This window comes from Cellulomonas sp. P5_C6 (assembly GCF_054049635.1).
Genome location: NZ_JBFULZ010000108.1, coordinates 1 through 13,654 on the forward strand (window position 1 = coordinate 1; position 13,654 = coordinate 13,654).

The following is a 13,654-nucleotide window of genomic DNA, read 5'->3' on the forward strand; positions in this document are numbered from 1 at the left end:
CCTCGGCCCACGCGGTGGCCGCCGGGACGGTCCCGAGCGCCTCGGTGGTCGTCGCGCGCCTCTCGGCCGGTGCGCGCCCGTCCGTCGGCCCGAGCAGCCGGTCCAGCGTCAGCAGGGCGACCGCGAGCTCGCGCCCGTCCTGGGCACCGGCCCGCCGCAGGGCGTGCCGCACGGTGACCGCGGCGATCTCCAGCGACCACGACCGGTCGTCGCTCCGAGCACCGGTGAGCATCGGCAGCAGGTGCATGAGCGCAGGGCGGGACGCGTCGCTGACGCGGTCGTTGACCACGCGAGCGAGGTGGGCGAGGAGCGGATGGGTGCACGCGGGGCGATCGCTCCAGCGCTCACCGGCGAGCAGGCTCACCCACTCCATGAGGCAGCCCCCGTCGCGGGGGTCCCGATGCTGCCCGACAGCGAGCACCGGAAGAACGTCGGGGAACGTGGAGTCGTCGCGCACGTCGAGCACCTCCGACCGAAAGGGTCTGCTCAGTGTCCGTCGGCCGGGCGTCCGCGGCAAGGGTGGAGTGCGTGACCGGAACGGTCAGCTCGCCTCGGACCGGCCCGCCCGCCAGTAGCCCATGAACGCCACGGCCTTGCGGTCGACGCCGCACTCGGCGACAAGGTGCCGGCGCAGGGTCTTGATCACGGCGGCCTCGCCGGCGAGCCAGGCGTAGAGCGCGGCGTCGGCCCGCAGGGGCGCACCGGACGCGTCGACGGGGACCTCCCAGAGCAGGCCCTCGTCGATGTCCACGTCCTCCAGCTCGACGTCCGGCGCGGGCGCCTGCCCGGGCAGGAGTCGGGCGGCCGCGGACTGGACCGCCGGGACGAGCATCTCGCCGTGCGGCCGGCCGTCGCGGCCGTACCACCGGACAGTCACGCCGTCCGGGGCGGCCAGCGGCAGGCGGTCGCCCGACAGCGGCATCTCGATGAGGGCCTCGCCGCGCGCGTCGGCGGGCAGCCGCTCGAGGATCCCCGCGATGGCCGGCAGCGCGGTCTCGTCGCCGGCGATCAGCAGGCGGTCGGTGTGGGGCGGCGGGACGAAGTCGACGCCGCCGTGCGGGCCGGCGGCCTCGGCGTTGGGGCCCAGGATCACCAGGTCGTCGCCGGGGGCCGCGGACAGCGCCCAGCGGGAGGCCGGGCCGAGGTCACCGTGCAGCACGATGTCGACGTCGACCTCGCGGCGGTCCTGGCGGACACCCCGGGCCGTGTAGGTGCGGATCGGGTGGCGGCGGTCGTCGGGCATGGCACGCCAGCGGCCGTACCAGTCGTCGCTGCCCGACAGGCTGAGCAGCTCGTCGTACGAGGCGTCCGCCAGCGGCAGGAAGAACTTGATCCGCTGGTCGAAGCCGTTGTCCGCGAAGCGGTCCAGGTCGTCCCCGGTGAACGTCACGCGCAGCACGCTCGGGCACATGCTCTGCACCGCGGCCACCTGCACGGCGAACATGCGGAAGGGCAGCGCGGGGGCCTCGACTGACACGGTCACGTCGTCCAGGGTAAGGGAAGGTGAGGCTGTCCTCACCCGGGCGTTCGTCACAGTGCGCTCCTTCGGGTCCGCCACAGCAGGGCGATGAAGTACGGGGCGCCGATCATGGCCGTGAGCAGGCCGGCCGGGATCTGCGCGGGGGCGATGACCGTGCGGCCCAGGGTGTCGGCGACGCTGACCAGCAGCGCACCCAGCAGGGCGGCCACCGGGATCACGCGGACGTGCGACGAGCCGACGAGCGAGCGGGCCAGGTGCGGGGCCATCAGCCCCACGAAGCCGACGACGCCGATCGCGGACACCGCCACGGCCGTGAGCAGGGCGGTCACCACGAGCACCCCGAGGCGGGTCCGTTCGAGCTGCACGCCGAGCACGCGGGCCACGTCGTCGTCGACCGCGAGCACGTCGAGGTCGCGGCGCCAGCGCAGCACGAGCGGGGTGAGGACCAGCAGCGCGACCGCCACCGGCCACACCTGCGCGGCGGTCCGCCCGTAGGTCGAGCCCGACAGCCAGGTCAGCACCATCGTCGTGTTGTACGGGCTGGTCAGCACGACGATCAGCGTGATGAGCGACGTGGCCACGGCCGAGACGCCGATGCCGACGAGCACCAGCCTGTCCGAACTGAGCCCGCGACGGTTCGCCAGGCCGTAGACCAGCGCGAACGTGGTGAGCGCGCCGACGCAGGCGGCGGCGGAGACGACCCAGATGGTCGTCCCGGGGACCAGCACGAGGGCCAGCACCGCACCGACGCCGGCGCCGCCCGTGATGCCGAGCAGGCCGGGATCGGCCAGCGGGTTGCGCGCGACCGCCTGAACCGTGGTGCCCGCGAGCCCGAGGGCTGCGCCGGCCAGCAGCGCGGCGAGCACGCGCGGGGTGCGCTGGTCGAGGACGAAGCTGACCTGCCGGCCGCTGACCCCCGCGAACCAGTTCGCGACGTCCCCCATCAGCAGCACTCGGTCGCCCAGCAGGAAGCCGGCGACGAGCGCGGCCACCACGGCGACGACGAGGGTGCCGACGACGAGCGCGACACGCCGCCGGGACGCGGGGTGCGCGCCGACCGCGGCGGTGCTGCGCGCCGGGCCGGAGTCGCGCAGCCGGCGCGCGAGCCAGACCATGATCGCCGCGCCGAACAGCGTGGTGACGACGCCGGTCGGGACGGCGACGCCGGCGACGCCMGGCACCGCCAGACGCAGCAGCACGTCCGCGGCGAGCACCACGATGCAGCCGGTCAGCGCCGCGAGGGGCAGCAGCAGCCGGTGGCGCGCGAGGCCCGGTACCCGGCCGGCGACCAGCTTCGCGATGACCGGCGCGCAGAGCCCGACGAACCCGACGGGCCCGGCCACCGTCACCGCGAGCGCGGCCAGCAGGACCGCGAGCAGCACCGTGACCACGCGGGTGCGCCGGACGTCGAGGCCCAGCACGGACGCGGTGTCGTCGCCGAGCGCCAGGACGTCGAGCCGCCGCGCCCACAGGACGAGAACGGTCCCGGCGAGCAGCACCGCCGGCGCCGCCTGCAGCACCTTCGTGGTGCCGGACTGGACGATCGAGCCCTCGCCCCACGCGAACATCCCTTGCGTCTCCTGCGCGAACAGGATCATCAGCAGGATCGTCACCGACGAGAGCGCGAGCATGGTCGCCGACCCCGCCAGCACCAGCCGGGTCGACCCCTCGGCCCCGCCGCGCGCGATGGCCAGCACCAGCGCGGCGGCCGCGAGCCCACCGACGAACGCCAGCGCGCCGCTCACCGCGAACGGCAGCGCGAACCCGGTCACGGCGGCGAGGACCACGGTGAAGTACGCCCCGGCGTTGACGGCCAGGGTGTCGGGCGAGGCCAGGGGGTTGCGCGCGACCGACTGCAGCGCGCTGCCGGACATGCCGAGCGCGACCCCGACCAGCAGCCCCGCGAGCACCCGCGGCGCGCGCGACCCGACGAGCACCGCGAGGGTCTCGTCGTCGCTCGAGCCCGTGAGAAGGCCCAGGAGGTCCCCCAGCCCGACGTGCGACGTGCCGAGCGTGAGGTCGACGGCCGCCAGCACGACGACGACGGCGATCGCGACGACGAACACGCCCGCGATCCGCCCGGGTCGCGCCCGGCCGGCCGGCTCCCGCGGAGCGGGCACGACGGCAGGATCCGCGGACGTGACGCCTGCACTCGTCGGTGCATCCACGCTCATGGCGGCGGACTCCCGGGGACCCGAGCTCAGGCGGTGATGGCGGCGACGGCGGCGTCGATGAACGCGGCGCCCGACTGCGGGCCGCCGAACATCCAGATGCCGTCGGGCAGGCGGGTCGTGGTCCCCGCGACGACGAACGGCAGCTGCTCCCAGATCGCGTTGCCGGTCAGCCCGTCCTGGAAGGCGTCGCCGCCGTCGGTGTCGTTGCCGACGTAGAGGAAGTGGAGGTCTCCCAGGCCGGTCAGGCCCTCGACGTCGGTCTGCGCGAGGCCGTAGTCGGGGTCGCCCTCGCCGGTCCACGCGTTCTGCAGACCGAGCAGGCCGGCGACGCCGCCGAGGAAGGAGCCGGGCGTGTACATGCGGATGGAGACGGCGCCGTCGGCCACCCAGCCGTCGGCGAACGTGAAGGCGGCACCGGCCTTGCCGGCCTCCTCGAGCGTCGCCTTGGCCTCGTCGACCTTGGCGTCGAAGACCGCGAGCGCCGCCTCCGCCTTGTCCGAGGTGCCGGTTGCCTCGCCCAGGATCTCCAGCGTGCTGCGCATCTTGCCGATCGGGTCGGTCGCGTCCGAGCCGCGGAGCGCGATGACCGGGTACTCGGCCTCGATCTGCGCGATGACCTCGACCGGGAGGTCCGTCGTGGTGACGACCAGGTCGGGGTCGAGCGCCGCGATGGCGTCGAGCGACGGCTCCCCACGGAAGCCGACGTCGGGCGTCGACGCGTCCAGCGGCACGACGGTGTCCCACGTGTTGTAGCCCGTCACGTCGGCCGCGCCGACCGGGGTGACGCCGAGCGTCAGCAGGTTCTCCGTGAGGCCCCACTCGAGCGAGACGACCTTGGTCGCGGGCGCGTCGAGCTCGACGGTCCCGCGGTCGTCGGTGATCGAGATCGGCGCGCCGGTGGCGGCGGCCGACTCGGAGGGCGCGGCGCCCGCGGCCTCCTCGGTGGTGCCGCAGGCGGCGAGCAGCAGGGCTGCGCCGGCCAGCAGGGCAGGGAAGGTCAGCGTGCGCACAGGAGTGTCCTCTGAGGTCGGTGAACAGGGCGTGCTAGACGGTGGTCAGGTGGGACCGGTGCGTGTGCTTCCCGACGGGTCGGGTGCGCACGCGGCCGGTGCGCTCGTCGCGCGCCACCTCGATGCGGATGCCGTACGTCTCGGTGAGCGCGTCGGCGGTGAGCACCTCGTGCGGCAGACCGGAGCCGACCACCACGCCACGGCGCAGCAGCACCACGTGGTCGGCGACGGCCGCGGCCTGGTCGAGGTCGTGCAGGACGACGCCGACGGCCACGCCGTGGTCGTCGGCCAGGTCCCGCACCAGGTCGAGGATCTCGACCTGGTACCGGAGGTCGAGGTAGGTCGTCGGCTCGTCGAGCAGCAGCACGCGGGTGTCCTGCGCGAGGCAGGTGGCCAGCCACACGCGCTGGAGCTCGCCGCCGGACAGCTCGTCGACGCCGCGATCCGCCATGGCGGCGACGCCGGTGACCTCCATGGCCCAGGCGATCGCGCGCGGCCCGTCGGCGTCCTGCCGCCACCGCCCGCGGTAGGGGTGCCGGCCGTAGCCGACGACGTCCCGGACGCTGACCCCCGACGGAGTCGGCCGCGACTGCGACAGGAGGGTCACGCGCCGCGCGAAGTCCTTGGCGGACAGCGTGTGCGCGTCGGGGACGTCCGGGAGGCTGACGGTCCCGCTGTCCGGGGTGTGCAGCCGCGCGAGGGCGCGGAGCAGCGTCGACTTGCCCGAGCCGTTGGGGCCGATGAGCGCCGTGACCTGGCCCGGCAGCAGGCGCAGGTCGGCCGATGTCACGACGACGGTGCCGTGGTACGCGAGCGTCAGGTGGTCGCCGCGCAGGGCCGCCGGGGTGGTCACGAGGTCAGGTTAGCCTCAACTAACTAAGGATTGCCAAACCTCATCCGGATGCTGAACGGACACGGCTACACGACCCCGCCGAACGCCAGGCCCAGCAGGTACGTGGCGGCCGCGGCGCCGTAGCCGATGGCCAGCTGACGCAGCGCGCGCTTGGCGGGCGATGCCCCGGACAGCACGCCGACCGTCGCGCCCGTGGCCAGCAGCGCGAGCCCGACCAGGAACGCCGCCCAGGCGACGGCGACGAGCCCCTCCGCGCCCAGCAGGTACGGCAGGACGGGGATCGCCGCACCCGACGCGAAGAAGCAGAAGCTCGCAGCCGAGGCGCCGACGGCCGTGCCGACGGACTCGTGCTCGTCGACCTCCTCGTCGACGTCCGGGTCGGCCAGCGCGTCGGCCTGGTCCAGCGATGCCAGCACCTCGTCGGCCCGCGCCTGAGCCTCCTCCGTGTCCATGCCCCGGGCCCGGTAGACCAGCGCCAGCTCGTTGGCGTCGACGTCGAGGTGCGGCAGCGCGGCGCGGGCGGCCTGCCCGGGCCGCGACGCCTCGAGCAGCTCGCGCTGCGACCGCACCGACACGTACTCGCCGGCGCCCATCGACAGCGCGCCCGCGAGCAGGCCCGCCAGGCCCGTGAGCAGCACCGTCGCGGTCGACGCGCCGCTGGCGCCGATGCCGAGCACCAGCGCCAGGTTGCTCACCAGGCCGTCGTTGGCGCCGAAGACCGCGGCGCGGAACGTACCCGAGATCCGGTTGCGGCCCCGGGTGGCCAGGCCGCGCACGACCTCCTCGTGGATGGCCTCGTCGGCCGCCATCGCCGGCGTGGCGTCCTCGTCGTCCTCGTACCCGGACCGCGCCTCGGCCCGCTGCGCGAGGGCCAGCACGAACACCGAGCCGAACCGGCGGGCCAGGAACCCGAGGGTGCGCGTGCGGAAGTCGCCGCGCAGGGGCCGGCCCACGTCGTCGCCCAGCAGGTCGAGCCAGTGCTGCTCGTGCCGGCCCTCGGCCTCGGCCAGCGCGAGCAGGATGTCCCGCTCCTCACCCGTGCGTCGGGAGGCGATGTCGCGGTAGACGGCGGCCTCGGCGCGCTCGTCGGCGAGGTACTTCCGCCACCGGCGGACCTGGGCCCGGGAGGGCTGCTGACGGGGGGGAGAGGTGGTCGGCACTGGTCCATGGTCGCAGCCGCGCGCGGGCGGATCGGGCTTCAGAGGGGTGTTCAGGTTGCCGAATCATCGGTTGTGCAGAACCGTGGCGGGAACCGACGGAAGGCCATCGTGGCTTTCGTGCCCGTTCCACGCTCCGGGAGGCTCCCGATGTATGYCGAGACGCCGGTGGCGCCCGCGCTCTCCGCGATCGCGCCCGCCAGGCACTGGGCGCGGGAGCGACTGAGCGAGGCCGGGGTCGACGACGGTCGCCTCGAGCTGCTGGTCCTGCTGGTCAGCGAGCTGGTGACCAACGCCGTCGCGCACGCCGACCCGCCCGTCACCCTGCGCGTGCACGTCGACCACGAGCGCACGCGCGTCGAGGTCACCGACGGCGTCCGCGAGGTGCCCGTGGTCCGGAACCCCCCGCCGAACGCCCCGGGCGGGCGCGGCGTGATGTTCGTCGACCGGCTGGCGTCCAGCTGGGGCACCGTCGAGGAGAAGGACGGCGACGCGGTCAAGGCCGTGTGGTTCGAGCTGCGGCACGACGACGCGAGCGAGCTGGACCGCTTCGGCCGCTGACGCCTCCGGTCAGTCTCCGGTCGCCCTCCCGTCAGCCTCCGGTCAGTCTCCGGTCACCGGAAGACGACCGTGTAGACCTGTGCCAGGCGACCGTCGCGGACGAACCCCATGTCGACCCCGCTGACCACCGGCGGCCCACCGGCCGGACCGAGCTCCCACGCGAGGTAGCCCAGGTCCCCCACCTGGTAGATCTCCCCCGACGGCCGGAACGCGAAACCTGGCGCGCCGTCGAGGATCGCCTGGGCCTTGGCGTGCAACGCGTCATGGCCGCGGGTCTCGCCCTCGGCATCGACGAAGACGACATCCGGCGAATAGGTCCGGCGGATCGCGTCGGACCTGCGGTCCGGGTCGCGCTCGCCGAAGACCTCCAGCAGGTTGGCGCGCATCAGGGAGTCCAACGGGTCGCCCACGGCATCTCCTCAGGTCAACTGATCGTCCACGCAACGTAGGCGGGGCGCCCCGGCCGGGCAACAGGTCGGCTACGCGTCGGCCCAGGCCTCGCGGTCGGTCCGGACGGTGAACCCGGTGCGGCCCGCCTCCTCGATGGCCAGGCCCAGCAGGTGGTCCTGGCAGCCGTCGGCCAGCGGGTACGGCGCCGGGCCGTCGCCGCGCACCCACGCCCCGGTCGCGTCGAGCAGGGAAGCCACGGCGATGTCGTCGTCGGCCAGCCGGGCACCCTGGAACGCGTTCCGGTAGAGCACGCCGCCGTCGAGGCTCAGGTGCTCCAGGTCGAACCCGTCGAGGTTCTGCTCGAGCCCCGTGACCCGGCGGACGATCGTCGAGCTGAGGACGGTCCGCTCGTCGACCCAGCGCGTCACGGTGTCGTCGACGATCTCGCCGTGCGAGCCGCGGATGACGATCCGGTTGGTGCGCAGCGGGTTGTGCCACTGGTTGTCCGTGAAGTCGTACAGCCCGCTGCGGCCGCCGCCGAAGTCGAGCGTCGCGAGGATGTTCCACGCGTCCGCGGGCTCGGTCGCACCCGTCCAGCCGTCGCGGGCGAGGGGGCCGATAAGCGGTGCGGTGAACACCGAGGCCCGGACCTCGACCTCCCCGCGCCCCGCGTCGAGCAGCCGCCGGATGAGCCCGACCGCGTGGTACAGATGCGTCGACGAGATCTGTACGCTCGTCGGCGCCCCGATCAGACCGCTCTCGACGACCGCGATCCGGGCGGCGTGCGAGGGCATCGCCGGGCTGTGCTCGGCCACCTGCACCAGGCCAGACGAGCCGACGTCGGCCCACAGGTCCCGCAGCCCGTCGGCGTCCGGCGCGGGCGGGGTCTCGGCCAGCACCGGGATGCCGAGCTCCACGAGCTCACGGATCGCGTCCGGGGTCACCGGCCACGGAGTCGAGACCACGACGAACTCGGGCCGGTCGGTGCCGCCGTCCGGGACGGCCCCCGTGACCAGCTCCTCGATCGTCCGGACGGTCGGCACGCCCCACGACGCCTCGACCTCGGCGCCTCGCTCGGCCGACCGCGTGACCACGCCGGTGACCTGGAACCGGTCCGGCATCAGGCGGGCCATGCGGACGAAGAACTCCGCCCGCCACCCGCTGCCGACCACACCGAACCGGATGGGTGCCTGCTGGGTCATGAGTCGTCCTCGCGAGTCGGGTGGATGCGTCCCCCGCAGTCAACCCGACAACCTGGCCGGACGTCGCCTGGTCGACGTCGTTCCGCGCGGACGACCGTCAGCGACTGAAGACCATCTCCCAGTTCATCGCCCAGGTCGCACCGCCGTCGCGGGAGAACGACTGCTGCCAGACCGGCCGTCGCGGGTCCCCGGTCAGCCACTCGAACTGCACCTCGACGTCGGCGTCCCGGATGCGCTGCACGCACCGAAACGTGCCGCGCCCGTCGACGAACGAGCCCACCACGGGCTCGTCGAGCACTCCAGGCGCCCGGTCCGAGCTCCACCAGATCCGCCACACGCCCTCGTCGGGGGAGAACAGCCGGAGCGTGAACCCCTCGAACGCGCCGATCGGTGAGCCGGTCACGTACATCCGGTCGACGTTGCCGCCGTCGAGCACCGGCTCGCACGTGCTGCGGGCGTCGAACTCGATCCACTCGGTGCCGTCGGGATCCGTGACGTCGCGGAGCCGGCGGTTGTGCACCGTCCACGCGCCGTGCAGGAAGTCGAAGTCGCTGCGCATGCCGACGACGCTAGAGCGAGGGTCCGACACTCCCCTCAGTCGGGGGTGACCTCGCTGACCTGCCCGTCCTCGACGTGCCAGCGGCGGGTCAGCCGGACGGTCTCGAGCATCCGGCGATCGTGCGTGACCAGCAGGATCGTCCCGTCGAAGCTGTCGAGCRCGGACTCCAGCTGCTCGATCGCCGGCAGGTCCAGGTGGTTGGTCGGCTCGTCCAGCACCAGCAGGTTGACCCCGCGGGCCTGCAGGAGCGCGAGGGCGGCCCGGGTCCGTTCGCCGGGTGACTGGGACGAGGCCGGCCGGTGGATGTGGTGGCCGCCGAGCCCGAACTTGGCCAGCAGCGTGCGGACGTCGGCGGTGGGCCAGTCGGGGACCTCACGCGCGAACGCGTCGACCAGAGGCTCGTCGCCCTCGAACGCCCGGCGCGCCTGGTCGACCTCGCCGACCAGCACACCCGAGCCCAGGTCCACCGCGCCCGACGTGGGCAGCAGCCGACCGAGGAGCAGGGCCAGCAGCGTCGACTTGCCCGAGCCGTTCGGCCCGGTCACGGCGACCCGGTCCTTCCAGTCGAGCTGCAGGTCGACCGGGCCGAGCGTGAACGTCCCCCGGGTCACGACCGCGTGCCGGGCGACCGCCACGACGGCCCCCGACCGGCCCGCGGCGGCGATCGTCATCTGCAGCTGCCACTCCTTGCGCGGCTCCTCGACGACGTCCAGCCGCGCGATCATCTTGTCCGTCTGGCGAGCCTTGGCGGCCTGCTTCTCCGAGGTCTCGCCCCGGTGGTGCTTGACGTGCTTGTCGTTGTCCGTCGCCTTGCGCCGGGCGTTGCGCACGCCCTTCTCCATCCACGCGCGCTGCATCCGGGCCCGCGCGTTGAGGGCGTCGAGCCGCGACGCGTACCCCTCGTACGCCTCCCGGGCACGGCGTCGGGCGATCGAGCGCTCCTCCAGGTAGGAGTCGTAGCTGCCGCCGTAGGTGGAGACGCGCTGCAGGCTCCGGTCGATCTCGACGACGGCCGTCACGGTCCGGCTGAGGAACTCGCGGTCGTGGCTCACGACGACGATCGCGGCTTCCGACCGGTCGACGAACTCCTCGAGCCGGTCCAGGCCGGCGGCGTCGAGGTCGTTGGTCGGCTCGTCGAGCAGGTACAGGTCGTAGCGCGAGAGCAGCAGCGCGGCCAGACCGACCCGGGCCGCCTGGCCGCCCGACAGCGCCGTCATCGGGTGGTCGAGGTCGACGGTCAGGCCGAGGTCGTCGGCCACCGTGCCGAGCCGGGCCTCGAGGTCGGCGCCGCCGAGCGAGAGCCAGCGCTCGAGCGCCTCGGAGAACACGTCCTCGGCGCCCGGCTCCCCCGCACCGAGCGCCTCGGCCGCATCGTCCAGGGCCAGCTGTGCGGGCGCGACGCCCGTCCGCCGCTCGAGGTGGGCACGGACCGACTCGCCCTCGACCCGCTCGATCTCCTGGGCCAGGAACCCGAGCTGGGCGTGCGCAGGCGACACCGACACGCTCCCGGCATCCGGCTGGCGGCGGCCACCCAGGATCTGCAGCAGCGTCGACTTGCCGGCGCCGTTGGGTCCGACGAGCCCGATCACGTCGCCGGGGGCGACGACGAGGTCGACGCCCGAGAACAGCTCGCGATCGCCGAACCCGGCCCCCACACCCTTGGCCTGGACGGTCGCTGTCATGCGGTCATTCTCCTTGCTCGACGGGACTGCGAAGGTACGCGGACCAGGGGCCCGCGCACCTCCTCATTCCCGCCGGCTGTGTCCCGCCCCGCTCAGGCGAGCGCCGCGCGCAGCCCGTCGACCAGCGGCGTCGTCGGCCGGCCGATCAGCGTGCGCAGGTCCGCGGTCGCGTCCGCGAGGTCGCCGCGGCGGATGTCGGCGTCCATCGTCGCGACGAATCCGGCGGTGCCCTCGTCGAGACCCGCCTCGACCAGGATCGCGCGGTGCTCGTCGAAGGAGACCTGCGTGGCGACGACCGGCGTGCCCAGCACCTCGGACGCCGCGGCGGCCAGCTCGTCGAACGTCCAGGCCACGTCGCCGCTCAGCTCGTAGACGCGGTCGTCGTGGCCGTCGCCCACCAGCACGGCGGCCGCGGCGGCCGCGTAGTCGTCGCGGGACGCGCTCGCCACCCGGCCGTCCCCCGCGCTGGTCACCAGGACGCCCGTCGTGCGCGCCTGCTCGACCGCGCCGACGTAGTTCTCCGTGTACCAGTTGTCGCGCAGGATCGTGAACGCGAGGCCCGAGGCGCGCAGCAGCTCCTCCGTCGCCTTGTGGTCGGGTGCGAGCACCAGCGAGGTCGTGTCGGCGTGCGGCGCGCTGGTGTAGACGACGCGGCGTGCGCCCGCGGCCTTGGCCGCGTCGATGACGGCGCCGTGCTGGGCCACGCGGCGCCCGGGCACGCTCCCGGAGACCAGCAGGACGGTCTCGGCCCCCGCGAGCGCGGCGTCGATCGAGGCCCGGTCGTCGAAGTCGACGACCGCTGTCCGGACGCCGCTCTCGGCCAGCCCGGCGAGGCGGTCGGTGCGGCGCCCGGTCGCGACGATCTGGTCGGCCGGCAGGCCGCCGGCGAGGAGGTGCGTGACGACGAGACGGCCGAGGTGGCCGGTGGCGCCGGTGACGACGACGGACATGGGTGGTTCCTCTCCAGAGCGGGCGTTCTTCTCGTCGGCCGCAACTGTGGTCGCTCCCGCAACCTTCCCTGGAACAGGTACCCACTTCGGCGTAAGGTACGCACGTGCCGGTAAGCAATGAGGTCAGCGCGCTGGATCGCCTGATGACCGACGGGGTTCTCCCCGCCGCGTGCCCGTCCCGCGTGGTGCTCGACCACGTCACCAGCAAGTGGGGTGTGCTGCTGCTCGTCGCCCTGTCGGAGCGCACGATGCGCTGGGGCGAGCTGCGCCGGGTGGTCGAGGGCATCAGCGAGAAGATGCTCGCGCAGACCCTGCGGACCCTCGAGGCCGACGGCATCGTGCACCGCGAGGTGACCGGCAGCGTGCCGCCGCGCGTCGACTACTCCCTGACGCCGCGGGGGTCCGAGCTGGTCGCCCGGCTGCTGCCGCTGATGGTGTGGATCATCGACAACGCCGACGACATCGTCGGCACCCCCGGGCTGTCCGCCACCGGGTGACGCGGGCCTCACACAAGTTCGCGCCGGCGACTGAACTCCGGCCGCCCCGATGCCGACAACACAGGTGAGCGGCGGTCTCTCGACGCTCCCCCGCGGATCGACATCGAGGAAGGCGGCCGTGTCCACACCCAGCGACGCCGTGCACGCCGCCCTCAGCGCCCGACCGCAGCAGACCGCCCACGAGCTGACGCAGGACCTCGCCCGCGCCGGCCTGGCGGGGTTCACCACCGCCGAGGTCGAGCAGCTCCTGCACCGCGATCCTCGGCTCCGCCACGACGGAGGCACCCCGCCCCGCTGGCGGGCGCTCGGCGCCGGCCACGCGGCGACGCTCCTCGACATCCCCCAGCCGCACCGGGCCGCGATGCCCGTGCTGGCGCCCGCCGCGTCGTTCGGGGACCGGGCTGCCGGACGCGCCCCCGAGCCGCCCGTCGCCTCCGGCGGCATCCTGCCCGCCGCCGCCTTCGGTGGGCGCCCGTCGGTGCGCCTGCAGTCGCACACCGGCACTGGGGCCACGGCTGGGGAGGCGACGGCCGCGCGGTCGGTCGGACCTGTCGCCGCTCCCCCCGTCACTGGGTCTGTCGCCCCGCCGGTCTCGCGGCCCGCCGCGGCACCCACCCCGACGGCGCCGGTGCTGCCCGTCCGCGTCCCGGTGATCGCCCGCCCAGCCGCGCCCGGCCCCGTGGACGCACCTCGGCCCGCCGCTCCCTCCGTGCCCGTCGCTCCTTCTGTGCCCGTCGCTCCTTCTGTGCCCGTCACTCCGCGGGTCGCCGTGGCCCTCCCGCCTGCCGGGCCGTCGTCGTGGGTCCCGGTCGTCGCCGCCCCGGCCGCGCCGCGGACGCCGCCGGCGGTGCCCGCAAACCCGAGCGCCGACGCACCCGTGGCCCCGGCAGCCGCCCGGGTTCACACCGCGCCGGTCACCGCGACCTCGGCGCTACCCGACTCGGCCGTCGCCCCGTCGACCCCGGGGCCCGCCGTCGCCGCACCCGTCGCTCCCCTCCCGACGCTCGCCGCGCGGCTCGCCCAGCGCACCCACCCGATCGTGGTCAGCGACGAGAAGCCCCCGCCGCCACCTGCGCCTGCGCAGGTCGCGCCGCCGGCCGTCGCCACGGTCCGCACCGAGCCGGTCGTCGACGCCGTTC

General features: G+C 74.4%; 12 protein-coding genes and 2 pseudogenes. 3 read left to right on the plus strand and 11 right to left on the minus strand.

All coding sequences use genetic code 11. From position 1 onward, the window contains the following. The 6 genes and pseudogenes from ACXJKG_RS13005 to ACXJKG_RS13030 all read right to left on the minus strand — a co-directional run. Nucleotides 1-457 (minus strand): annotated as a pseudogene (locus tag ACXJKG_RS13005) (hypothetical protein); the annotation flags it as partial. 84 nt (nt 458-541) lie between these two features. Next, complete coding sequence (locus ACXJKG_RS13010) at nt 542-1,483, minus strand: siderophore-interacting protein (protein ID WP_456846178.1); 942 nt, start codon at nt 1,481-1,483, stop codon at nt 542-544. Nucleotides 1,484-1,530: 47 nt separating this feature from the next. Further along, the gene (locus tag ACXJKG_RS13015) at nt 1,531-3,654 is read right to left on the minus strand and encodes an iron ABC transporter permease (RefSeq protein ID WP_456846179.1); all 2,124 of its coding nucleotides are present in this window, start codon (nt 3,652-3,654) and stop codon (nt 1,531-1,533) included. Nucleotides 3,655-3,680: 26 nt separating this feature from the next. Then, a complete protein-coding gene (locus ACXJKG_RS13020) occupies nt 3,681-4,664 on the minus strand; it encodes an ABC transporter substrate-binding protein (RefSeq protein ID WP_456846180.1) in 984 nt (327 codons plus the stop codon). A 34-nt stretch (nt 4,665-4,698) separates the two neighbouring features. Next, the gene (locus ACXJKG_RS13025) at nt 4,699-5,517 is read right to left on the minus strand and encodes an ABC transporter ATP-binding protein (protein ID WP_456846181.1); all 819 of its coding nucleotides are present in this window, start codon (nt 5,515-5,517) and stop codon (nt 4,699-4,701) included. 65 nt (nt 5,518-5,582) lie between these two features. After that, a complete protein-coding gene (locus ACXJKG_RS13030) occupies nt 5,583-6,677 on the minus strand; it encodes a VIT1/CCC1 transporter family protein (RefSeq protein WP_456846182.1) in 1,095 nt (364 codons plus the stop codon). Between the two features lie 147 nt (nt 6,678-6,824). Here ACXJKG_RS13030 and ACXJKG_RS13035 point away from each other — a divergent pair, with 147 nt between their 5' ends. Further along, the gene (locus tag ACXJKG_RS13035; protein WP_456846183.1) at nt 6,825-7,235 is read left to right on the plus strand and encodes an ATP-binding protein; all 411 of its coding nucleotides are present in this window, start codon (nt 6,825-6,827) and stop codon (nt 7,233-7,235) included. Nucleotides 7,236-7,288: 53 nt separating this feature from the next. On the opposite strand, the gene ACXJKG_RS13040 is transcribed toward ACXJKG_RS13035, so the two are convergent. The 5 genes from ACXJKG_RS13040 to ACXJKG_RS13060 all read right to left on the minus strand — a co-directional run bounded on the left by ACXJKG_RS13040 (nt 7,289) and on the right by ACXJKG_RS13060 (nt 12,018). Next, nucleotides 7,289-7,645 carry a nuclear transport factor 2 family protein gene (locus tag ACXJKG_RS13040; protein WP_456846184.1) on the minus strand — a complete coding sequence of 119 codons (357 nt, stop codon included), beginning with the start codon at nt 7,643-7,645 and terminating at the stop codon, nt 7,289-7,291. Nucleotides 7,646-7,714: 69 nt separating this feature from the next. After that, nucleotides 7,715-8,827 (minus strand): Gfo/Idh/MocA family protein, encoded by a 1,113-nt coding sequence (locus ACXJKG_RS13045; RefSeq protein WP_456846185.1) that lies wholly within the window; start codon nt 8,825-8,827, stop codon nt 7,715-7,717. Between the two features lie 97 nt (nt 8,828-8,924). Next, the gene (locus ACXJKG_RS13050) at nt 8,925-9,386 is read right to left on the minus strand and encodes a hypothetical protein (RefSeq protein ID WP_456846186.1); all 462 of its coding nucleotides are present in this window, start codon (nt 9,384-9,386) and stop codon (nt 8,925-8,927) included. 35 nt (nt 9,387-9,421) lie between these two features. Beyond that, the gene (locus ACXJKG_RS13055; RefSeq protein ID WP_456846187.1) at nt 9,422-11,068 is read right to left on the minus strand and encodes an ABC-F family ATP-binding cassette domain-containing protein; all 1,647 of its coding nucleotides are present in this window, start codon (nt 11,066-11,068) and stop codon (nt 9,422-9,424) included. 92 nt (nt 11,069-11,160) lie between these two features. After that, nucleotides 11,161-12,018: an SDR family oxidoreductase gene (locus ACXJKG_RS13060; RefSeq protein ID WP_456846188.1), complete on the minus strand. Its 858-nt coding sequence runs from the start codon at nt 12,016-12,018 to the stop codon at nt 11,161-11,163. 143 nt (nt 12,019-12,161) lie between these two features. Here ACXJKG_RS13060 and ACXJKG_RS13065 point away from each other — a divergent pair, with 143 nt between their 5' ends. Next, nucleotides 12,162-12,515, plus strand: coding sequence for a winged helix-turn-helix transcriptional regulator (locus ACXJKG_RS13065; protein ID WP_456846189.1), 354 nt, complete (start codon nt 12,162-12,164; stop codon nt 12,513-12,515). Nucleotides 12,516-12,633: 118 nt separating this feature from the next. After that, nucleotides 12,634-13,654: pseudogene (locus ACXJKG_RS13070) on the plus strand (hypothetical protein); the annotation flags it as partial.

Excerpts from the sequence above, each read along its gene's own strand:
- ACXJKG_RS13045 (WP_456846185.1), bottom strand. The coding sequence starts at position 8,827 with ATGACCCAGCAGGCACCCATCCGGTTCGGTGTGGTCGGCAGCGGGTGG.
- ACXJKG_RS13050 (WP_456846186.1), bottom strand. The coding sequence starts at position 9,386 with ATGCGCAGCGACTTCGACTTCCTGCACGGCGCGTGGACGGTGCACAAC.
- ACXJKG_RS13065 (WP_456846189.1), top strand. The coding sequence starts at position 12,162 with ATGACCGACGGGGTTCTCCCCGCCGCGTGCCCGTCCCGCGTGGTGCTC.
- ACXJKG_RS13060 (WP_456846188.1), bottom strand. The coding sequence starts at position 12,018 with ATGTCCGTCGTCGTCACCGGCGCCACCGGCCACCTCGGCCGTCTCGTC.